The organism is Geomonas sp., from assembly GCF_056994735.1.
The window spans coordinates 1-21,931 of sequence record NZ_JBXKJL010000458.1; the positions used below are offsets into that span (position 1 = coordinate 1).

A 21,931-nucleotide genomic window follows, 5' to 3' on the forward strand; every position below is an offset into this window, starting at 1 on the left:
AGAAGGGGACCAGGCGGTTCTGTGACCTCACCCGATACTGGACCCCCAGCGCTATGTCGGTCAGCGCCGCCTCGTAGACTTTGCTGCCGGAGATTTCCACATCAAGCTCAGGCGCCCGGCTGACATCTACCTCGACCGCGAAGTTCTTGGTGAAGCCGTAGATCAACCCGCCCCCTGCCACAAGCCCCGTCGTCGACTTGCTGGTCGAGCGGATGAAGTCATCCTGCAGCGGCACCAGTGCCCCGGCCTTACCCGTCAGGCCGATCCTGCCGCCGAGGCTTTCGCCTAGCGCGGTGGTGCTGGTGAGAGTGAGCAGCGTGGTCGTGAGCAGAACCAGAAGAGTGGCTTTATGCATTATCCCCTCCTACACGGCATTAGGTATCACGGAAGTTTCTTGTGGGTGCTGTAACCGGTACTACTGGAAGCGGTGGTGCCAGGATTGGTCGGACTGTTAACAGCGAGCTTCTTGTGGATACTGTAACCGATACCACCGTAAGCGGTGACTGGGATAGGGTCATGAGTTACTGCCTTGAAAACCACGTTGGCGGCGGTGTTATTGCCTGGGATTGAGGGTATTCTCACCAAGGCTGACGCGTTGAATAAGCCCTGGCCGGCCGAGTCCGTGGTGATGGTATAGTCATCCGGTTCGGTTATCGGCGGCACCAGGAAGTCTATGGTGATGTTGATGTCGTTTGGGTTCATGGAAGAGATGGAGGTGCTGTACACCGATATCGTTACCGGCACGCCAACCCGCGGATTCCCATTGGAATCGGTCAACTTGAAGGCGATCAGGTTGAGGAAGTTCCAGTAGCCGTCAAATGAAGACTCCACTTCAGCGGAAAATGACCCGATGATGTTGTCTTGGCCCCCCGGCTTGATTCCGGCTGCGGAGTCAAACATGATGACACCCCCGCCGCGAATGATCTGGACCGATGTCTTGGCGATGGCGTTCTGGGTTCCGACCCTCACCGAAGCGGAAATGATGACGTTGGTGGTGGAGGGGACGTTTCCCGTGGTGATGCGGGTGATAGCCGTGCCGTTGGAATCCGTGGTCACAGTCGTCAAACCACTCTCAACCGTCGCCGGACCGTCGACAGCAAAGGTTACCGGTACGCCGGCAACCGCTCCTCCGCTGCTGACCACCGTCGCTATCGCCAACACCTGGCCGTTAGCGATATCGACGGATGGCGTGTCGGTCCGGAGCGTGATCCCCGTTCTTCCTGTCGACGTGGAGATGTTGCCGAAGATGGTCCCGACCTGGGGGTCGGTCGCGGTGCCGGTGGTGCTGCCTTTATTGGTGGCGAAGGGGTCGGATGAGGTGCCGCCGTTGGAACTGCCGCACCCTGCCAGTGCCGCTACAACAAAGGTAAAGACCGCAAACGCAACCACTCTGAAACAGCGCATGGCTCCTCCCTCTTTCCCTGTTCTCCCTGCTTGTCCTGTATCTATCACCGCGGTTGCGGTAGAGCCGTCGGATGACCCCTGCCGGCTTCAAGATCGGTCGACAAGGGTCATGGAGTTATTTCTTCCCCTGTCTTACGTAGCTCAGCGCCAGTTGTACCGATATGATCAGAAGGAGAAAAGTGTTGAAATCGATTTTCATGGGATCACCTCCTTGTGCTGAAGTTGGGAGTTGCTGCCTCTAGCGGCTCGATCACTTGAAGATCTTGCCGATCTGGATGACGGCCGGACCCAGGATGACGACCAGCAGGGCCGGGAAGATGAAAAGTATCAGCGGGAAAATCATCTTGATGGTGGTCTTGGCTGCGGCTTCTTCGGCGATCTGCCTTCTCTTGGTCCTAAGGCTGTCGGCATAGGCGCGTAGGGCCTGACTGAGACTGGTGCCGAAGCGCTCGGTCTGGGCCAGCATGGTGACGAAGGCCTGGACGTCGTCGACCATGGTTCGTTCCGCCATGTCCTTGAGCGCCTCGATGCGGGGTTTACCCGCCCTGGTTTCCATGTTGGCCACCCGGATCTCCTGGGCCAGCGGGTTGTCGTTGAATTGCGGGGTGTCGGTGGTCCTCATCAGTGCCGCGTCCATGCTGAGGCCGGCCTCGACGCAGACGGTGACCAGGTCGAGGATGTCAGGCAGGGTGTGGAAGATCGCTACCTGCCGGCTCTTCGTCTTTGCGTACAGCCAGTAGCTGGGGAGAAGGTACCCCCCTATGGCGCAGGCCACCGTGATCAGCATCGAGTCGTTGTTGAAGTAGACCTGCTTCGGCATTGCGTAAGCTAGCAGATAGATCAGGGGCAAGGCGCAGGTCAGCAGTATCTTGGCCCCGAAGAAGGCGTACACCGCTTCCTTTCGATACCCTGCCGCCACGATCAGCTTGGCGTACTTCGAGTGCTCCTTCTGCGGGAGCTTCACCTTTTCGCCTATACGGCTCAGCTTGTAGGCCCAGGTCCCCGAATCGACAAGCTCCTTGGTCTTCGGTTTGTCATCCCCCGAAAGGCCTTTCAGCCTCTCCTGTAGCAGACCCTTTCTCAACACCAGAAAGTACAGCGCCACCACGGTCAGCAGCAGGACCGCTCCGAAGACTGAAAATGTGATGAGGTAGATCATCATGGCCTGGCCCTATATCTGGATCCTGATGATTTTTCTAATGACCAGCAGACCGAAGAGCTGTAGGCAGCCTGCCAGCACCAGGATGTAGATCCCCATCGGCTCCTTCAAGAGAACCGATTCGTACTCGTAGTAAATGAAGTTGAAGATGATGAAGGCCACCACCGGCAGCGCACCGAGCACGTATCCGGACATGCGCCCCTGGGCGGTAAAGACCCGGACCTGTCTGCGTATCCTCAGCCGCTCGCGTATCGTCACCGCCAGCTTGTCGAGTACCTCCGAAAGGTTGCCGCCGATTTCGGAGTTGATGGAGACCACGGTGGTGAAAAACCGCAGGTCGAGGCTGTCTATCCTGTTGTTGATGTTGGTGAGTCCGTCGGTCATGCGCAGCCCCAACAGCTGCTGGTCGTAGGCCGTCTTGAACAGCTCGCCGACCGGGGCCGGGACTTCCTGCCCCACCAGCTGGATGGAGGTGGTGAAGGAGTGGCCGGCTCTAAGCGAACGGGCGATCATGGCCAGGGCATCGGGGAAGAGTTCGGTGAACTTCTCGCTCCTCATCTGAGCCTTCGCCTTCAGGAAGACGTCGGCCAGCAAAACGCTGAGACCGGCAGCGAGGAGGCCCAGCAGTTTCGATTTGGCAACGAGGATGACGCCCCCCAGGCAGGTGAGGGAGACGGCGGCGGTAATCATCACGAAGACTGAAACCGTGAGTTTCAGACCGGCGTGGTCCAGCTTCCGATCCAGGTTCCGGGTGAGGGGGAAACTCTCGAAGAAGAGGTCGACGGGCTTGGTCTCCCGGGTGATCTCGGCCTTGAGGTCCTCCGGCAAGTCCTTCGCCCCGCTTCTCGCCATCCGCTGCAGTCGCCTTTTCAGCTCGGCCTTCGGCGAGTCCTGCCGCTGGACGAGGGCCAGGCAGATGGCGATCACCAGGCAAAAAACGGTCAGGAATATCAACGTCACGATCGGGAGCAGCACCAGCGCCTCCTAGTTGTTGTCGAAGATTCCCGGGGGAAGCTCGTAGCCGAAGACCTTGAAGCGCTGGGCGAAGTGTGGTCTCACGCCGGTGGCGCGGAATTCGCCGATCACTTTGCCCTCCTTGTCGATGCCCTTCTGGTCGTAGACCATCACGTCGTGCATCACGATGGTGTTTCCTTCCATCCCGGTGATCTCTGAGATCTTCACGATCTTCCTGGTCCCGTCGGAGAACCTCACCAACTGCACCACCAGGTTCAGGGCCGAGGATATCTGCTCCTTGATTGCCTTTTCGGGCAGTTCCAGCCCGGCCATCAGGACCATGGTCTCCAGACGTGAAAGGGCGTCCCTGGTGGTGTTGGCATGGACGGTGGAGAGGGAGCCGTCGTGGCCGGTATTCATGGCCTGCAACAGGTCCAGGGCCTCGCCGCCGCGCACCTCGCCGATGATGATCCGGTCCGGCCTCATCCTCAGGGCGTTTCGCAACAGGTCCCTCTGGGTCACCTCTCCGCGGCCTTCGATGTTGGTCGGCCGGGTCTCGAGTCTGACCACGTGCTCCTGCTTCATGTGCAGTTCGGCGGAGTCCTCTATGGTGACCACGCGCTCGTTGTGGGGGATGAAGGCGGAAAGTGCGTTGAGGAGGGTGGTCTTGCCGGTGCCGGTACCGCCGGAGACGAGGATGTTCAGTCTCGTCTGTACCGCGCCCTCAAGAAGCTCCGCCATCTTCTGGTCCAGCGCCCCGTGCTTCAGCAGATCTTGCACCCCCAACGGGTCGCGACCGAAACGGCGGATGGAAAGGACCGGGCCGTCCAGGGCCAGCGGCGGTATGATGACGTTGACCCTTGAGCCGTCGGGGAGCCTTGCGTCCACGTACGGGGACGATTCGTCGATCCTCCTGCCGACCTTGGAGACGATGCGTTCGATGATCTGCATCAGGTGGGCGTTGTCACGGAAGCAGACGTCTGTCTTGGTCAACTTGCCCGCTTTCTCGATATAGACCTTGGAGCAGTTGTTTACCAGGATGTCCGAGATCTGGTAATCGGCCAGCAGCGGCTCCAGTGGTCCCAGCCCGAAGGTCTCGTGCTGGATCTCCACGATCAGCCGGTCCCGCTCCATCTGGTTCAGCGGGATGCCTTCCCCGATGATCAGGTTCTCGATGACCGCGCCGATCTCCTTCAGTACCTCGCTGTTTCCCATGAGGTCCATCTTCGCCAGGTCTATCCTGTCGATCAGGCGCCGGTGGATGCGGATCTTCATGTCCTGGAAGTAGTCGCTCTCCGTCGTCGTGTTCTGGACGCTCGGAATCTTGAAAGGGTCATTGACTTGCATGCGGTTCTCCTTGTTGCCCCCTCACCGCCGATTGTGGTCACTTTGCCTGGGGGTGTTGCCTTTTCAGTCGTTCCACGAGCTCCTGCACCGCCTTGGTGATCGGCGAGCGAGGGAGGAGCTTGACGACCGGCATCCCCTTGTTGATGGAATCGACCACATCGACGTACTCGTTGGGAATAGCCTGGTATACCGACCTCGCCAGCACCTTCTCAGCATCCTTGAGGCTGATCTCGGACTTGGCGCGGTACCTGTTGACCACCAGCTTGACCTTCTTGCTGCCGAAGCCCTTGCGCTCCATGGCGGTGAGATAACGCTGGGTATTCTTCAGCGCCGGGAGGTTCAAGGTTGTGGTGAAGAGAATTTGGTCGGCGCAGTCGAAGATGGCCAGGTTGCAGCCGGCCAGCTGTCCCACGCAGTCGACGATGACATAACTGAAAATCCTCCTGAGGAGTTCCAGCACCCGCCTCACTTGTTCGGGTGTGATCGAGACTGCTTCGTCTACCTCCACCGGTTCGGTGAGGACGTAGGGGCCCGAGACGTGCCGGGTCATCACGCTCATGAGGAAGTTGGCGTCCAGCCGCTGCAGGTTGGTGGTGACACTGCTCAGGGTATAGGCCGGGTTGACGTTCAGGAACGTGTTGACGTCGCCCGCGTCGAGATTGAGGTCCACGAGTGCGACTTTGGTCCCTTCGTCGGCCAGGGCGGCCGCGACGTTGACGGCGACCGTGGTGGTCCCCATCCCGCCAATCGGGTTGTAGACGGCGATGATCTCTCCGGCGGGCATCTCGTCGACCGGTGCGGTGAAGAGGAAGCGCCCGACCTTTTGCAGGGTCTGTTTGAGCTCTTCCTGACCTATAGGGCGTAGCAGGTACTCGACCGCCCCCGCCCGCATGATGGAGAGGAAGGACTCGACCTTTTTCTCGGAGGAGCAGGCGATGACCGATACCCTCGGGTACTTGAGGGTGATGTCCTGGACATCTTTGATCCCCTGCTCGAGGTCGTCAACCCCCAGGATAACCACGTTGGGCGAGGCTTGCTGGATGGCCTGTGCTCCCTCGGGGAAGTTGTCGACCGCCCCGGCGAGGGTGATGGTGTTGGAGTAGGGCCTGAGGGTGGAAACCATCGACTCCCGCGATTCCTGGTCCTTATCGATGATCACGATGGAGAATTGTGAAGGCATATCTTGGAAGCCTCCTTTATCGCCTGGACTTTCGCGATCGCCCGCACTGGCGATTCTCGCCGCTATCTACATGGTTTGAGATGGGCAACTGCGGCCGGATTTTCATTTCCCCAACGGCATCCAGTCCAGCTCCCTTACGTCATCCGGATCGGGTTCCCGGTCGGTCGGCAGTTCCGGCTCTACACCCGGTGCGAAGGCCTGCACGATTTTGGGGGTAATGAAGAAGACCAGTTCCTTCTCCTTGATGTCGTCCTGGGTCGAGCGGAAGAGGGCGCCCAGGATCGGGATGTCCCCAAGGAGCGGGATCTTGGACATGGTCTTGATCTGCTCTTCCTGAAGGAGGCCCGCCAGCACCAGGCTTTCCCCGTCCCTCAACTCCACGCTGGTCCGCACGTCGCGGGTGTCGATGATCGGGTAGCCGTTTACCGCCAGGGTCCCGGCGATACTGCTCACCTCCGCCGGGTCGATCTTGAGGCTGATGAGGCCGTTCTCCAGCACGTCAGGTTTGAACCTGAGCTTGATGCCGACCGTTTCGAAGACGATGGACGAGGTCGATGCTCCCCCGGTACTGACCAGGACGCTGTACGGGATCCTGCTCCCGGCGAGGAAGTTTCCCTCTTGGCCGCTTCTCACCAGCAGGTTCGGCTCGGCCAGGATCTTGGCCAGCCCCTTGGTGGCAAGCGCCTGAAGGACCACGCCTATCCCTGCGGGGAAGTACGAAACGCCGGCCGTGAAGTTCTCGAGGGTGTCAAAAGATCCCAGGGATGGGCCGATGCCGCTTATCCCTGTCAGCCCACCCCTGATGATGTTGGTTCCGTTTATGGTGGTGGAGGTGTTGTTGCTCGGCGCACCGATGAGGTTGGTGAACCCTTCGGCCGTGCTCCCCTTGACCACGGCGCTGATGCCGAGTTTTTTCAGGGAGGTCTTGTCAACCTGGGCGACCTTCACCTGGAGCAGCACCTGCAGCGGGGTGTCGACCGTGATGTGGTTGATGACCTTGGCGCTGAAGGCCTTGGCGATCTCCTCCGCCTTTTTGGCCGTGAGCTCGTTGGCCACCGTCCCCGAGAGGACCAGGGTGTCGTTGGCGTAGTTGGCATTTATCGAGTCCTTCGGTGCATACTCCCTGATCCTGGCTTCGATGGTGTCCTGGTCCCCGACCACGTTTATGTCGAAGAAGGTCGGTTTCTCCACGTTGTCCTCCCACACAATGAGGCTGGTGGACCCTATTTTCTTCCCGTTGATCAAGAGCTGGTTCCGCCTTAACGGATCCGGCACGTCAACGATCTCCTTGTCGGCGATGGTGACATATCTCGCCGGGTGCTTCAGGTTGAGGAGCACGCTCTTGTTGACGATGACCGTGGTCGGGACCCCGGCTATGGCAATGCCGGCAGGAAGTAGCACCAGCAAGGCGATACCGACGCAAAGGAGGCACAGGTTGGAATGACGAAGGTTCATTGGCTACCTCGGTCCAAGAAGGTTATTTGTCTGGTCACTCAGTGTAGTGCCTGGTGGTCTTTTCGTTGCCCCTGACGATTTCCAGTACGTAGGATGGCGGAGCCGCAGCCTTGACCACTACGACCGGTTTTTCGGCTCTCCTGGACTCACGGGCTGGTTTTCCGGCAGAAGCGGCGGCAGGTTTCACAGCGGCCGGCGGCACGTCCATGCCGTAGAGGACCTTGGGAATGGTCGCGCCCTTAGATTCGATATGGCTGCTGTCGGCGATGTTTCTCAGCAGCAGCTGCAGCGAGCCTTTGGTTGCGGAGAGGACGAGCTTTTCGGCGTCGGGGGGAAGGAGGTCGAGTGTAACGGTGGGGACCACGACCGGCTTTCCTTCCTTCTGATCGGTAATCTGGCCGGTCGCCAGGATGGGTACGTTCTCAAGGATGATCTTGCTGATGCTCTCCTTGTCGTTATTGGGCAAAGGTGTGGTCACGATGATGTCGACCCGGTCGTTGGGGGTGAGGAAACCTGCCACCCCGGCTACCTCGTTGACAGCTACCGTAACGGCGCGGTGCCCCTGCGGAACCACGTAGGTCATGAACCCGGTCCCGCCCCCGGCAGTCTTCGGTTTTAACTTCTGTTCGGTAATGGCGTCGCCTTTGGTGATGGGCCGGACGGCCACCCGATTGACGACCGACTCGACTGCTTGGGCGCTTCCCGCAGGGATGCTGTCTTTGGGCCAGGAAGTGATCTTCACCTGCTTGTCGGTAACGGTGCTCCCGATGGGGATGTCGGCGGCTGCCACCACGATCTTTTGCGGCTGGACCGCCTTCACGCTGCTTACTTCCTGTTGAAGGTAGCTGTAGGCCAGCCAGGCAGCGACCCCGGCGAAAAACAGGGCAAAGACCGAGACCACTATCATCGTATTGGGGCGCGTCATTTTGTGACCCTCCTGCTTCGCTGTCGGTCCTGTTGACTGGGCAAGAAGCCGGGATCATTTCATCATGAGGCGCTCTCTTGCTAGCTGCCCCACATACTCCATCACATCGAAAACGCCGGCCGCCATGTATCTCTTGCCGGCTCACAGGGCTGTGGCTTCATGCCTGCCGTGGTATCTACCAAGCCGGTGGCGTCTTCGCCACTGGACATTGTTTTCTAGAGAATGTTCAATCAAGGCGGGACAAGGTGCTGCCGGTGCTATTGTGAACCTGGTGTTTCCCTGAAACAGCCGCCGAGTCACTCTCTGCAAGGAAGCATTCCTGCCTCCTTGCAGAGGGAGAATGTCCTCTACTTCATATTGTTATTGATGGCGGAGAACGTACTGCTGGTGGTGCTGCCGACGCTCCTTACCGCTGCGATTACCACGATCGCGATCAAAACCAGGATCAGTGCGTACTCTACCAGTCCTTGTCCCTTCTCGTTCTTCACAGCGGCCAGAGATTTCTCATACAGCTTTCTTAAGTGCGCTAGCATAATAGTGTCTCCTTGTGTGTTGATTTGACGAAAGCGCCTGTAGTTTAACGCCCTCGTTATTGCCGTCGCGGTTATCTCCCGGGGATCATCGTGTTGTTAGTCCTTAAGGTGCCATTGGAGGAACTTGGTACGCTTCTTACTGCTGCAATGACTATTACAACTATCAAAACAAGTATCAGCGCGTATCAGACCATACTTGACGACAATTGGTTTTTAAGATCATGCCGACACTGCTAAATTATCCGGCTGCATCTTTTTGTCATAATCTGAAACCTGGTAATTTAGGGTTTTACAACCGTCTTTTCTGCTGAATGTTGAAGTAGCCTTCCTGTCATTCCTGAGCTATTTCCTGCTCGGTCTGATCCAGTCGCCCAGAAATTATGCCGACTACGCCGAATCCCGAGACTTCATTGGCACGCCTTAATCTAGGCTAATATTACGTCGTGAGTGGAGATGTGCAAGCGAATTTTTTTTTGCGGAACTCATTTAAATCTTCAATAACTCAGTATAATTTTGCGTGAACCTGCCCGGAACAGGGACCCGGCTTCGCCCAAAAACGCAGAATCATTTCGTTTTTGGCTTCGCCGCCAGTCTTGGGCGAAAAATCCTTTTCGGGCATCAGGTCGTGAGATGTGGTGAGGGTGGGGCTCATGTGGAGCCAACAGTGGTCCGGCAAAAACTGACCAACGAGAGAATAGAGATTGTCGAGCAGGTTTTTAACCTTCGTTGTCAGGGAGGAAGTCATCATGCGTTGCTTTCCAGTTCCACGGGCACCTAAGACCTTTGAAGAGGCAGGGTTGGAACAGTCATTCGTGGAAGATCTCATTCTTAAGCATCTCTTCTACCTCGGTGAGTTCAAGATGAGCGATGTCGCGGAACGGGTGAAACTCCCGGTTTCGCTGGTGGAATTCATGCTCGAGGAACTGCGCAGGGAGAAACTGCTCGAGATCCGCGGAGCCGAAAGCTACACCAAGACCTCCTACGTCTTCAGACTTACCGAGGCAGGGCGTAGGAAAGGGCAGGAGGTATTGGACCTCTGCCGCTATGCAGGAGCGGCTCCGGTATCGATGAAGGAGTACCGCCAGATGGTTCAATCGCAGACGGTGAAGGGTGCCATAGGCGGCGAGGAGAGCCTTAGGAACGCCCTGTCTCATCTGGTGCTCAATGACATGGTGCTCAGGCGGCTGGGGCCGGCTATCATCTCCGGACAAGCCGTATTTATTTACGGTCCTTCTGGAAACGGGAAGACCTCGATAGCCGAGGCCATAGGACGGGCTTTGCCGGAATATGTATATATTCCCCATGCTGTGGCCGTAGCGGGGCAGGTCATCAGCGTGTATGACCCGGCCTGCCATGAGGTGGTCCAGCCACCTGCTGAGACGTCGGATGGCGATGCCAGATGGGTGTGCATCAAACGCCCCGTGATAAATGCCGGAGGGGAGCTGACCCTGAAGATGCTGGACATAAAGTTCGATCCTTTCTCCAAGCACTATGAGGCCTCGCTGCAGATGAAGGCCAACAACGGGGTCTTCATCCTGGACGATTTCGGGCGGCAGCAGGTCGAGCCGCTGAAGATCCTCAATCGCTGGCTGGTCCCTCTGGAGCGTCAGGTCGATCACATGACACTGCAGACCGGGATCAAGGTGCCCATCCCCTTCGACGTGCTGGTGATCATCTCCACCGATCTTGAGCCCAAGGACCTGGTGCACGAAGCCTTCCTGCGTCGGCTGCATTACAAAATCAAGGTGGACCGGCCGACTGAGGAGGAATATCTCGTCATCTTCAAGTCCGCCTGCAAGGCCAACGGCGTAGAATTCAAGGAAGAAGTTTATCAGTACCTCAACGAACAGTGGTATGGAGCCTACGGCCTGGCCCGAAGCGCCTGCCATCCGAGGGATCTGATCAATCTGATAGTCACCAACTCATGCTTTTACTCCAGAGCCCCGCAGCTGACGGTGGAAACCGTCAACGAGGCCTGCGCCGACTATTTCGTCTCCTGAAGTCAGGGAATTGCGGCAGCAAAGGTAGGGTAGACCATGAGCGACAAGAACGGACAGGACTTGTAGAACTGGCAGTGGTTCTTCCGCTGTTGCTGGTCTTCACCTTCGCCATCATTGACTACGGCAGGATGATTTACACCAAGCACAACCTCGTTAATGCTGCGCGGTGCGGTGCACGGGCGGCAGTAATCCCGTGACTAACTGCTGAGCCATCTACTGCTCTATCGTCAGCTGGGTCAACTACTGCCAGGGCAGTTGCCACCACACTTACCGGCTTAATCGATCCCATTCCAACAACAATGTATTACCAGTTGCAGATACTCAATCCCTCAACCGGTAGCGCTGTTACAGGATCTGCTCTATCGGGAAATCAGGTCTAGGTTACCGTGACTTGGCAGGCATTTCCTCTGATTACCCCTTTAAAAACACGGCAATCTTAGCTGGCGGTTCAGCCAGCGATGCCGGTGGTTAGTAACAATGCATCTCCGGCGGTCAGTACTATCGTGAGGGGCTTTGTTTCAGTCGAGTTGACAAGCGCCGCCCTCCCTAATATCCTCACCGGACACCTCGTTATGCCTTCGAAGCTGGTCAAAGAAGTGCAGAGATTTGCAATCGTTTAGATAGTGACTGCGTCACTTCCCCACCGAGATTTGCCTCGGCAGATGCCACCCAGAAAAACCTGAATTCGCGCATCATTTTGCTTGACCACAGCACGGTCCCACTGCAGTATGTCCCCCGAGTTAAGGATTGGTCTTTTCAGGAGGGGATGGGTGGGGAATTACAGTTTGGTGGTCCTGGACTTCGAGACCACCGGTCTATCACCGGATGCCGGGGACCGGACAATCGAGATAGGGGCGGTGCTGGTGCAGGATAACAGGATCACGGACCGCTTTCAGAGCCTGATGAATCCCGGCAGGCGGGTGAGCAGCTTCATCGAGCAGTACACGGGGATCACCAACGAGATGCTAAAAGATGCGCCCCCGGTGGCTGAGGTCATGGAGCGCTTCGCATCCTTCATCGCGAGCCACCACCTCGTTGCCCACAACGCTTCCTTCGATCGCCGCTTCCTCGATGCCGAACTTAAAAGGTTATCTCTGACCCGCCGCCAGGAGTTCGCCTGCTCCATGCTTATTTCCCGAAGGCTTCACCCTGAGGCACCGAGCCACAGCTTGGAGTCGTTGGTTCGTTACAAGAAGATCGCCACCGAAGGCGTCTTCCACCGCGCTCTGGCCGATGCCGAGATGACTGCCCGCCTTTGGATAAGAATGGTGGCGGAGCTAAAGAAAAACCACCGGCTGAAGGTGGTCCCATTCGAGGTCATGCAGCGCCTCATGAAGATGTCGAAGGCTGCGGTCCCGGCATATCTGGATAAGCTGTCGCAGGAGCAGTAGGAATTTTGCGTCCCTCCAACCTCACCTAGTAACGCACGGTCTCCTGCAACTGCCGGCTAAACTCCTCCGGATCGCTCGTCGGCAGCTGGCAGGTCCTATCCTCGCATAGATGGGCGACGGCGAGGCTGCCGTTTGCCTTCTTATCCCTCAATAGCGGCACAAGACGACCGGCCCGGTCGAGTTCCTCCCCTTCACAGATAACCACCAGCGTACGGTTCGGCAGGAACACTTTCCGCAAACTCTCCAGAAGCCCCCTAGCCGCTCCCCGATCCCCGCGCGGAGCCACGATCACGATCTGCCTCGGCACGTCCAGCAGGAAATCGAGCGCCAACAGCGTTCCGGAAAGGGCGGTAGGGGAAGTTGAAAGTTGTGAAGCGAACCCCTCCAGACCCCGTTTCCCGGCATCAAGATAACGCGCCTCCTCGGTCAGCGCATTGAGCCTCAACATGTTCATGATCATGGCTGAGTTTCCTGAAGGCACCACCCCGTCGTACAGTGGTTTTTCCCTGGCAATCAGTTCCTCGTGGTGCGTCCCGGTCATGAAGAAGCCGCCGCGGTCGTGGTCTTCAAACTCCCTTTGCACGACATCGGTTAGCTCCAGCGCCCGCTCCAGCCAGCGTGCCTCCCCCGTTACCTCGAAGAGGTCGATGAGACCGGCAATGAAGAAGGCGTAGTCGTCGAGGAAGCCTTCCCCCTTGGGCTCACCCCCCTGGTGGCTGTGGGCCAGCCTCCCTTCGGTCGTCATATTGTCCAGAATAAAGCGGGCGGTCTCCCTTGCCTGCTCGATCGCTTCAGGATCATCGAGGACCAGTCCGGCCCGCGCGAAGGCCGAAAGAGCCAAGCCGTTCCAGGAAGAGAGGATCTTCTCGTCCCTCAGCGGAAGTGGCCGGTCCTTGCGGACCTGGTAAAGCCGCTCATTGGACTGTTCCACCAGCGTGCGGACCCGCTCTTCCGGAAGCTTGCTTTGGCTGGCGACGTCCTGGATGCTCCTGGCACGGTGCAGGATGTTGCGCCCTTCAAAGTTGCCGGAGATGGTCACCCCGTACCGCAGGGTGACGACCTCGTTTTCTTCACAGCCGAGTGCCGCGGCAAGTTCCCCAGTGGACCAGGTAAAGAAATAGCCTTCCTCCATCTTCCCGCTTTCCGCACGGCTGTCGGCATCGGTGGCGGCATAAAACGCTCCCGCCGGAGACATCATGTCCCGCTTCAGATAGCGCAGTATCTCCTTCGTTACCGTGGCGAGATCGCGGTTTCCCAGTAACTGGAATCCCTCGAGATAGATGACCGCCAGCTGGGCGTTGTCGTAGAGCATCTTTTCGAAGTGCGGGATCATCCAGCGCTCGTCGGTCGCATAGCGGTGGAAGCCGCCGCCGACCTGGTCATAAATCCCACCACCCGCCATCCGCAGCAAGGTGAGCTCCGCCATGGCGAGCAGCTCCCTGTCCCCGTTTTGCCGATACCCCCTCAGAATGAGAGGTACCGGAAGCGAGCTGGGGAACTTCGGAGCGCCCGCGAGTCCTCCGTTAACCTTATCGAAACCATCCCGGTAAGCCTCAACTGCTGCTTCTATCGACTCCTTGGAAAGCGATCCATCCCTTTCGCGGGGCATCAGCATCCCCTTCACTGCATCTGCCAGCTGCTCCCCTGTTTTGGCGATCCTGCCGGGATCGCTGTGGTAGGCCTCGCTGAGCCTCTTCAGCAGAGAGAGGAATCCTATTCCCCGGCTGTGGTCATGAAGTGGGAAATAGGTGCCGCCGTAGAAGGGCCTTCTGTCAGGGGTCAAAAAGACGTTCAGGGGCCAGCCCCCCTGCATCCCCAGGGCATGCAAGGCCGTCATGTAGACCGTGTCCACGTCAGGTCGTTCCTCCCTGTCCACCTTCACCGCGATGAAATTCTGGTTCAGGTAGCGCGCCAGTTCCTCGTCCTCGAACGATTCCTCCTCCATCACATGACACCAGTGACAGGTGGCGTAACCGATGCTGACCAGCACCGGCCGGTCGAACTGGCGGGCCAGCTGGAAAGCCTCGTCGCTCCACGGGAACCAGTTCACCGGATTGTGGGCATGCTGTAGCAGGTAAGGGCTCGATTCCAGGAAAAGCCTGTTGGTGTACTTGGCGAGGCCATCGGGCCGCAGGTGCCGAGTGCGAGGGCGGTACTCGCCACCCCTGCGCTGGCGGGTTTTTTCAAAAAGTTCCCGCGGCGGAGGGGGGAGTAGTGAGCTTCCGGGGAGCTCCGGGTAAAGCTCGTCCAGGAAAAGGTCCATGGTCCGTTCTCCTCGCTACGAAATATAAAGATAGGCGTGTGAATGAACAGAAATTATAACAGGCTTTCCCCTGGCCGAACTGGCAGTGCTGACCTCATCCTTCCCTGGTAAAGGTGGCGGGCATGCGTGAAGTCGGAGGCAGAATAAGCCGAGACTAAAAGGGCTGCGTGCGAGATGGGGGGATGGCGGTATAGTTAATGGAATTATAAGAGAGAAGTTGGAGGAGTTACCGTGGATACGTCAGCCAAAGCAGACAAAGGCAGCGAGGAACATGCCCACTTCAGACTGTTGCGGGGCATTCCCCTTTTCTCGTGTCTCGACCCGGACGCGTTCCATGAAGTGCACCGCAGACTGATCGAGAAGCGGTTCCACAAGAACCAGGTCGTGTTGATGGAGGAGGATACGCCTAACTACATCTACATCGTCTACACCGGAAAGGTAAGGGTGGTCCACCTCGGGAGCGACGGCAGTGAACGGATACTCGCCGTCCACAAGAGAGGCGACGTCTTCGGCGAGATGGCGATGCTCGATAACAATACGGCACCGGCAACGGTCATAGCCATGGAGGATGCGGAAATAGGTCTGCTGTCCAGGGAGACCTTCGGGGACTTTTTCCTGCAAAATGAGAAGGTACTCCTTCAGCTGGTCGCCATCCTCTGCAAGCGGCTGCGTGAGGCTCAGCTGGTGCTGAAAGCGATTGCTCTTCCCGACGCGGAGCAGAGGCTGCGCTCCATCCTCAACCACCTGAGCCTGCTGCACGGAGTCAGGGACGACCGCGGCGTGGTCATCGCCCTGAGGCTCACCCACAAGGAGCTCGCCGGCTACACCTCCGTCTCGCGTGAGACGGTAACCAGACTCCTGCACCGCCTGGCGGAAGAGGGTGATCTGGAGATGCTCGAAAACCGTACCATCCTCCTTAAAGACACCTTCAAGGAGAAGCTGCAACTCTTATAGCTTCCGGACAGGAAGTACCTTTGGTGTCACCCCTTGGAGTTCGATGGGGTTAGGTGCGTGAACGATGCCTTGACACCGCTAAAGTCAAAGTTATACTTGCTTCGAGATGTGGTCGAATTTTAATGCTATTCGCGAATCCGTCCTCAACTACTTCCATCTCTTGTCCAGCTGAAACTGTCTCGATCAATCTCTTCACCTGTCACAATCAAAGTGCGGTTTTTCTCTTGTAATAAAGGAGGTAGTACGTATTGCAGGACCGGAGGCCAGATCGGCTCCTTTAGGTCCATGGCAATCGGGACGAAAATGAGCCAAGCCGTGTGGAAAAATAGATCGTGGCTGCGCAAGTTCAGCTGGCACAGGCGGGACGGCGTGAGAGCCTTGGCTTCCCCCGTGCATGGACTCTATCCGATTCCCTACTTCCGGCAAAAGCTGATCCAGGAAAGACGCCGGGCGGAGAGGTCCCACAAGCCCCTCCTAGTCATGGTCCTCGACGCAGAAAGGCTGGTCACCCCCGACAGCTCCGCACACCTCACCGACTCGTTAGGAGACGGGATCAACGCCTGTTTCAGGGGGACTGATATCTGCGGCCTTCTGACCGAAGCGCTCATAGGGGTGATACTTACCGAGGTGGAGCCGGAAAAGGTAGAGGTAGCGAAGAGGGTCGTGACGAAGAAGACCAGGGACAAGCTTGCCGGTATCCTCAAAGACGACATGGCCAACCGCATCGGGATCAGCTTCCGCATCTATCCGGATTTCGGAGGTGACGGCGATACCTTCGATCTGAGCTTCTACCCTGAGCTCGACAATGGCCGCAGGATGAATGGGGAGATCATGAAACGCGCCCTTGACATCGCGGGGAGTATAGCGGGCCTCATCCTGTTTTCTCCCTTCTTCGCCCTCTTACCGGTTCTTATCAAGGTTGGCTCCAAGGGTCCTGTTTTCTTCCACCAGGAGCGCGTAGGCCGTAACGGCCGCAAATTCCAGCTTCTCAAGTTCCGCTCGATGTATCTCGACAACGACGACGTGATCCACCGAGAATACGTGAAGCAGCTCATTACCGGGGCCATCACGGGAAACGGCAGCGATCAGCAGGTCTTCAAAATACAGGGGGACCCGAGGGTGACGCCGGTCGGGAGGTACATAAGGAAGTACAGCCTCGACGAGCTGCCCCAGTTCATCAATGTCCTTAAGGGCGACATGTCCCTGGTCGGTCCACGTCCCCCGATCAAGTACGAACTGGAGCATTACCGGGGGTGGCAGCGAAACCGCCTTGTGGGGATGCGGCCAGGCATAACGGGGCTGTGGCAGGTCACTGGCAGAAGCAGCACGACTTTTGAAGAGATGGTCCGGCTGGATCTGAGGTATCTCCAGCGCTGGTCTATTATGCTGGATCTGAAGATCTTGCTGCGGACGCCGCTGGCGGTCCTTAAATGCAAGGGAGCCTACTAGCGCGGTACGAGTGGGAGCATCGACATGATCAATATCGGAGTGATCGGATACGGTTATTGGGGACCTAATGTGGCGAGAAATCTGCACGAGGCGCAAGGTGCGCAGGTAGTTGCCGTCAGTGACGCTGACGAGGCCTCGCTGCTCCGCGCGGAGCAGAAGTTTCCCGGCATCCGCACCTCACGGGACAGCATGGAGATCCTCACCGCCCCCGACGTCGACGCCATCGCCATCGTCACTCCCGTCTCCTCGCATTTCGACCTAGCCAAGAGCGCCCTTTCCAACGGGAAACACATCTTCATCGAAAAGCCGTTCACAGCTTCGGTGGCCCAGGCAGAGCAACTGATCGAACTGGCGGAGAAGAAGAGGCTGAAGATCATGGTCGATCACACCTTTCTCTTCACCGGGGCGGTGCAGAAGATCAAGGAGCTCATAGATCAGGGGGTGCTGGGAGATCTGTACTACTTCGATTCCATCAGAGTCAACCTGGGCCTTTTCCAAAAGGACGTGAACGTGGTCTGGGATCTGGCCCCTCATGACCTGTCCATCATGGACCACCTGATCAAGAAGGATCCGCTGGGCGTGATGGCGACGGGGATGGCGCACTTTCACAACGACCTGGAGGATGTCGCCTACATCACGGTCTACTTCCCCGACAACGTCATAGCCCATCTAAACGTGAACTGGCTTTCTCCGGTGAAGATACGGACCACCCTGATCGGCGGGCAGAAGAAGATGCTGGTCTGGAACGACCTGGTGAGCGATGAAAAGATCCGCGTCTATGACAAGGGTGTGGACGGGCTCGAGGGACTGGAAGAGGAGTCGCTGGAAACAGCCCACGGTCGCAGGGTAAGCTATCGCAGCGGCGATATGTGGGCTCCCAAGGTTAGCCAGGTCGAGGCGCTGAGGGGGGAGGCGGCCCATTTCGTGAACTGCATCAACAACGACCTGACCCCTGACAACGACGGGCGGGCGGGGCTGCGGGTGGTACGCATGCTGGAGGCTATCATCAGCTCGATGAAGCTCGGAGGGGCACTGGTCCGGTTGTAGGCCGAAGCGGCATACTAGATAGCGCCATCGGGAGGGGACTCGAAATGGATGACTTCATGGCTGTTGCGGATGACGTCAAGCTTGGAGAAAACGTGCGGTTGGGTAGGTTCATCAACCTGTATGGCTGCAGCATCGGAGACAATACCAAGGTCGGCGCCTTCGTGGAGGTGCAGAAGAATGCCTCGATCGGCAAAAACTGCAAAATCTCCAGCCATACCTTCATCTGCGAGGGGGTGGTGATCGAGGACAACGTCTTCATCGGTCACAACGTAACCTTCATAAACGATCTTTACCCCAGGGCTACCACACCGGGCGGGAGCTTGAAGACTGAAGCCGACTGGAACTGCGTCAAGACCTTGGTCAAAGAGGGAGCGTCTATAGGATCCAGCTCGACCCTGCTGTGTGGAATCACCGTGGGGGAACAGGCGATAGTCGGGGCGGGAAGCGTGGTCACCAAGGACGTCCCGGCATTCTCCGTGGTGGCCGGGAATCCAGCGCGCATCCTGCGCACCATAGACAAGGAGAGCAGCGATGAAAGTGCCGTTTCTCAACCTCAGAGCCCAGTATGATGTCATCGCCCAGGATGTGGATCAGTCCATAAGGGAGGTGCTGCAAAGCTGCGCCTTCTCCGGGGGGCCTTTCGTCGAGCGCTTCGAGGAGGAGTTCGCCTCGTATTGCGGATGTCGCCATGCGGTCGGGGTCGGCAGCGGGACCGACGCGTTGTGGCTTGCCCTTGTGGCAATGGGTGTGAATGCGGGCGATGAGGTGATTACCGCCCCCAACAGCTTCATTGCCACCGCCGAGGCCATCTCTCTTTGCGGGGCCGACCCTGTCTTTGTTGACGTGCAGGAGGGAAGCTTCACCCTTGACCCTTCGCTTCTTGAGCAGGCCATCACGCCGCGCACCAAGGTGATCATCCCTGTTCACCTCTTTGGGCAGATGGCGGACATGGACCCAATCATGGAGGTGGCAAGAAAGCATGCGATACCGGTGCTGGAAGACGCGTGCCAGGCTCACGGGGCGAAATACAAAGGCAGACCGGCGGGCTCCATCGGCGAGGCGGGGTGCTTCAGCTTCTACCCCGGCAAGAACCTCGGCGCCTACGGAGAGGCTGGTTGCGTCGTTACCAGCAATGCCTCCCTGGCGGAGAAGATCAGAATGCTGCGCGACCATGGGCAGTCGCGCAAGTACTACCATGAGATGGTGGGGATAAACGGCCGCATGGATGGCATCCAGGCTGCAGTCCTGGGCGTGAAGCTGAAGTATCTGGACAAGTGGAACGCAGCTCGCAGGGAACACGCCGCGAGCTACGCGGAGCTGCTGCGGGGCTTTCCGTCGGTCAGAACGCCAGTAGAGATGCCCTACGCCCATCACGTTTACCACATCTATGCTATCAGGTCTGGGAAGCGGCAGATGGTGTTCGATGCCCTCGTCGCCAGAGGAATCTCCTGTGGAGTTCACTACCCGGTGCCGATCCATCTGCAACGCGCTTACGCTTTCCGCAAGCAGGGCGCCGGAGATTTCCCTGTTGCCGAACGGTGTGCGGAGGAGTTTATCTCCCTTCCTATGTTTCCGGAGTTGACCGAGGAGCAGGTCGCCCATGTGGCGCAGGAACTGCGCTCCCTGCAAGTGGACTTTTAATCGGAAGGTGGTACAAGAAAAGCTGTATGAGTCATCTTTCAAGCGTTTTGGTGGCCGGTCGAGTGGCCGCGGGCATGCGAGGGAAGGACACGGTTATGAAACTGTTCAAGACGGTATGGCTTTTAGCTTTGATCCTGATGTCAGGCTGCTCATCTTCGGCAACCGGGACAGCCACCAAGGCCTACTCTGCACCACGTCCTCCCCAGGAATACAGAATACAGCCGGGGGACCAGCTCGACGTCAAATTCTTTTACAACCCCGAGCTGAACGAGCAGTTGACGGTGCGGTCCGACGGTCGCATCACCCTCCAACTGGTCAATGATGTCGTTGCTGCGGGACTCACCCCGGCTGAACTGACCTCTATCCTGACCAAGGCTTACGCCGGGGAACTCTCCAATCCCAAAGTAGCAGTCATCGTGAGAGCCTCGGTGGCTGACAAGGTCTATGTCGATGGGGAAGTTTCCAGGCCCGGATTGGTGAGTCTGGCCGGCCCCACCACTGTGCTGCAATCGATAGCACAGGCCGGCGGGATGAAAGAAACGGCCAGGAGTGACGGTGTGCTGGTTCTCCGTAGGGGGGAAGACAAAAAAGTTACTGTATTGAAAGTGGACCTTGAGAGTGCTCTGACCCGTGGCGATCTTTCGCAGGATATCCTGCTCATCCCCAGCGATATAGTCTATGTCCCCAAGTCCACCATTTCCAATGTCAACACCTGGGTCGATCAGTACCTGAGGAAGAACGTCCCGGTGCCGCTCGGTCTCGGCTATAGCTTGTGATCAGACAACCAGCACACATAAACCTATGTTAATAGAACTGCTTACCACCATATTCAAGCATAAGACGAAGATACTGCTGGTCTTTTTAGGCGTGGTTGTGTCGGTGACCAGCTGTACCCTTCTCCAGAAACCCGTCTTCGAGGCTAAATCGACCGTGTTGATAAAAGTGTCGAAGGACGACTCGTCGCGGCCCGGCATTAACGCCGAGCGCAGCAACTTCTCGGTTACCGTGAGCCAGGACGAGCTGATAAGTACGGAGATACAAATCCTCACAGGCCAGGATCTCGCAGAAAAAGTGATCACAACAATGCAACTGGCGACCATCTACCCGGACCTGGCAAGAAAGCCCTACGACAGGACCGTCCGTGATCAGGCTGTGCAGAGGTTCTCACGAGCTCTGAGGGTTATCGGGGTGCGCAAGTCCAACGTCATCGCCGTGTCGTTCCAGCACAACAACCCCGACGTGGCGGCGCGAGCCGTGAACGGCTTGGTGGAGGCTTTCAAGGACAAGCATCTGGCATTGCATTCCGCTCCGCAATCATCCTTCATCAGCAGTCAGCTAGCCAGCTTCGAGAGCAAGCTGAAAGACTCCGAGAATGACCTGCAACAGTATCAGCAACAAAACAAGGCGTTCTCCCTGGAAGAGCAGAGGAGCCTGCTCCTTAAACAGCGCAGTGACTTTGACTCCGCCTACAAGATAGCCTTCGACAACATCAACGAGCTCAGGAAGAGAATCGCTTCCCTGAACTCTCAGATGAAGAACTTGGTACGCAACCCTGCAAGATACACACCCAACGAACGGGATAGAATCATAACGGATGCCAAGGCCAAACTGCTGGAACTCCAGCTCAAGGAGCAGGAACTGCGCAGAAAGTACACCGACAGCAATAGGCTGGTGGTCGATGCGAAGAGGGAGGTCGAGCTGGTCAACCGCTATCTGAAAGAACAGGAAGAGGGGATAGCTGGAAAGGTGAAGACAGGAAACCCGGTCTACCAGAACATGGAAACGGATCTATACCGTGCCGAGGCTGAGTTGAGCTCCCAGACTGCGAGAGCTCAGGCCTTGAAAGAACAGCTTGGACGACTGGACGATGAAATCAGCAAGCTTGCCATGAGCGAGAGCACCATCCAGAACCTCAAACGCGAGCTTGCCATGAATGAAAAGAATTACCGGGCCTACGCCGATCGCTACGAGGAAGCGCGCCTCTCCGATGCGATGAACCTGCTTAAGCTATCGAACGTAACCGTAATTCAACCTGCATTCGTCCCTGCTAAACCTGTAAAACCGAAGGTCTTGCTTAACCTGGTACTCGGTTTCTTGCTTGGCATCGTTTCGGGGCTTAGCTGTGCCTACATCGCGGAAAACATGGGGCAGACTTTTTCGGATCCGGAAACCGTCGAAAGGCAGCTGGGAATGCCTGTGCTGTTAACAATTCCCGATAAAGAGGCCTAG

At 57.6% G+C, this 21,931-nt stretch carries 19 protein-coding genes and 1 pseudogene; 10 read left to right on the forward strand and 10 right to left on the reverse strand.

All coding sequences use genetic code 11. From position 1 onward, the window contains the following. The 9 genes and pseudogenes from AC11W3_RS19565 to AC11W3_RS19605 all read right to left on the reverse strand — a co-directional run. Positions 1–355 (reverse strand): annotated as a pseudogene (locus tag AC11W3_RS19565) (hypothetical protein); the annotation flags it as partial. A 26-nt stretch (positions 356–381) separates the two neighbouring features. Next, positions 382–1,404, reverse strand: a complete 1,023-nt coding sequence (locus AC11W3_RS19570) for a hypothetical protein (protein ID WP_484093602.1) — start codon at positions 1,402–1,404, stop codon at positions 382–384. Between the two features lie 250 nt (positions 1,405–1,654). Continuing rightward, positions 1,655–2,566 (reverse strand): type II secretion system F family protein, encoded by a 912-nt coding sequence (locus AC11W3_RS19575; RefSeq protein WP_484090763.1) that lies wholly within the window; start codon positions 2,564–2,566, stop codon positions 1,655–1,657. Positions 2,567–2,575: 9 nt separating this feature from the next. Next, the gene (locus AC11W3_RS19580) at positions 2,576–3,538 is read right to left on the reverse strand and encodes a type II secretion system F family protein (RefSeq protein ID WP_484090762.1); all 963 of its coding nucleotides are present in this window, start codon (positions 3,536–3,538) and stop codon (positions 2,576–2,578) included. Positions 3,539–3,547: 9 nt separating this feature from the next. Continuing rightward, positions 3,548–4,864 carry a TadA family conjugal transfer-associated ATPase gene (locus AC11W3_RS19585; protein ID WP_484090761.1) on the reverse strand — a complete coding sequence of 439 codons (1,317 nt, stop codon included), beginning with the start codon at positions 4,862–4,864 and terminating at the stop codon, positions 3,548–3,550. Positions 4,865–4,901: 37 nt separating this feature from the next. Beyond that, entirely contained in the window at positions 4,902–6,044 is a 1,143-nt protein-coding gene (locus tag AC11W3_RS19590; protein WP_484090760.1) for a CpaE/TadZ family protein, read from the reverse strand. Positions 6,045–6,146: 102 nt separating this feature from the next. After that, the gene (locus AC11W3_RS19595) at positions 6,147–7,499 is read right to left on the reverse strand and encodes a type II and III secretion system protein family protein (RefSeq protein WP_484090759.1); all 1,353 of its coding nucleotides are present in this window, start codon (positions 7,497–7,499) and stop codon (positions 6,147–6,149) included. Positions 7,500–7,533: 34 nt separating this feature from the next. Then, positions 7,534–8,424 (reverse strand): Flp pilus assembly protein CpaB, encoded by an 891-nt coding sequence (gene cpaB / locus AC11W3_RS19600; protein ID WP_484090758.1) that lies wholly within the window; start codon positions 8,422–8,424, stop codon positions 7,534–7,536. 347 nt (positions 8,425–8,771) lie between these two features. Further along, positions 8,772–8,957 (reverse strand): Flp family type IVb pilin, encoded by a 186-nt coding sequence (locus tag AC11W3_RS19605; protein WP_484090757.1) that lies wholly within the window; start codon positions 8,955–8,957, stop codon positions 8,772–8,774. 797 nt (positions 8,958–9,754) lie between these two features. On the opposite strand from AC11W3_RS19605, the gene AC11W3_RS19610 reads away from it, so the two are divergent. From AC11W3_RS19610 to AC11W3_RS19620, 3 genes are all read left to right on the forward strand, one after another. Then, the gene (locus AC11W3_RS19610; RefSeq protein ID WP_484090756.1) at positions 9,755–10,957 is read left to right on the forward strand and encodes an ATPase; all 1,203 of its coding nucleotides are present in this window, start codon (positions 9,755–9,757) and stop codon (positions 10,955–10,957) included. Then, the gene (locus tag AC11W3_RS19615) at positions 10,882–11,154 is read left to right on the forward strand and encodes a TadE/TadG family type IV pilus assembly protein (protein ID WP_484090755.1); all 273 of its coding nucleotides are present in this window, start codon (positions 10,882–10,884) and stop codon (positions 11,152–11,154) included. Before AC11W3_RS19610 ends, AC11W3_RS19615 begins: the two co-directional genes overlap by 76 nt. Positions 11,155–11,727: 573 nt before the next feature. Beyond that, positions 11,728–12,348, forward strand: a complete 621-nt coding sequence (locus AC11W3_RS19620) for a 3'-5' exonuclease (protein WP_484090754.1) — start codon at positions 11,728–11,730, stop codon at positions 12,346–12,348. Between the two features lie 25 nt (positions 12,349–12,373). Here AC11W3_RS19620 and AC11W3_RS19625 read toward each other — a convergent pair whose 3' ends face one another. Further along, on the reverse strand, positions 12,374–14,611 hold the full coding sequence (locus AC11W3_RS19625) for a thioredoxin domain-containing protein (protein ID WP_484090753.1): 2,238 nt from the start codon (positions 14,609–14,611) through the stop codon (positions 12,374–12,376). 231 nt (positions 14,612–14,842) lie between these two features. On the opposite strand from AC11W3_RS19625, the gene AC11W3_RS19630 reads away from it, so the two are divergent. The 7 genes from AC11W3_RS19630 to AC11W3_RS19660 all read left to right on the forward strand — a co-directional run bounded on the left by AC11W3_RS19630 (position 14,843) and on the right by AC11W3_RS19660 (position 21,931). Beyond that, positions 14,843–15,565, forward strand: a complete 723-nt coding sequence (locus AC11W3_RS19630; RefSeq protein WP_484090752.1) for a Crp/Fnr family transcriptional regulator — start codon at positions 14,843–14,845, stop codon at positions 15,563–15,565. Between the two features lie 315 nt (positions 15,566–15,880). Then, positions 15,881–17,014, forward strand: coding sequence for a sugar transferase (locus AC11W3_RS19635; RefSeq protein WP_484093603.1), 1,134 nt, complete (start codon positions 15,881–15,883; stop codon positions 17,012–17,014). Positions 17,015–17,038: 24 nt separating this feature from the next. Next, complete coding sequence (locus AC11W3_RS19640; RefSeq protein ID WP_484090750.1) at positions 17,039–18,061, forward strand: Gfo/Idh/MocA family protein; 1,023 nt, start codon at positions 17,039–17,041, stop codon at positions 18,059–18,061. Between the two features lie 44 nt (positions 18,062–18,105). Beyond that, positions 18,106–18,630, forward strand: a complete 525-nt coding sequence (locus AC11W3_RS19645) for an acyltransferase (protein WP_484090749.1) — start codon at positions 18,106–18,108, stop codon at positions 18,628–18,630. Then, entirely contained in the window at positions 18,593–19,702 is a 1,110-nt protein-coding gene (locus tag AC11W3_RS19650) for a DegT/DnrJ/EryC1/StrS family aminotransferase (RefSeq protein ID WP_484090748.1), read from the forward strand. The genes AC11W3_RS19645 and AC11W3_RS19650 overlap by 38 nt, the downstream gene beginning before the upstream one ends. Positions 19,703–19,797: 95 nt before the next feature. Beyond that, on the forward strand, positions 19,798–20,478 hold the full coding sequence (locus AC11W3_RS19655; protein WP_484090747.1) for a polysaccharide biosynthesis/export family protein: 681 nt from the start codon (positions 19,798–19,800) through the stop codon (positions 20,476–20,478). A 25-nt stretch (positions 20,479–20,503) separates the two neighbouring features. Continuing rightward, complete coding sequence (locus AC11W3_RS19660) at positions 20,504–21,931, forward strand: GumC family protein (protein ID WP_484090746.1); 1,428 nt, start codon at positions 20,504–20,506, stop codon at positions 21,929–21,931.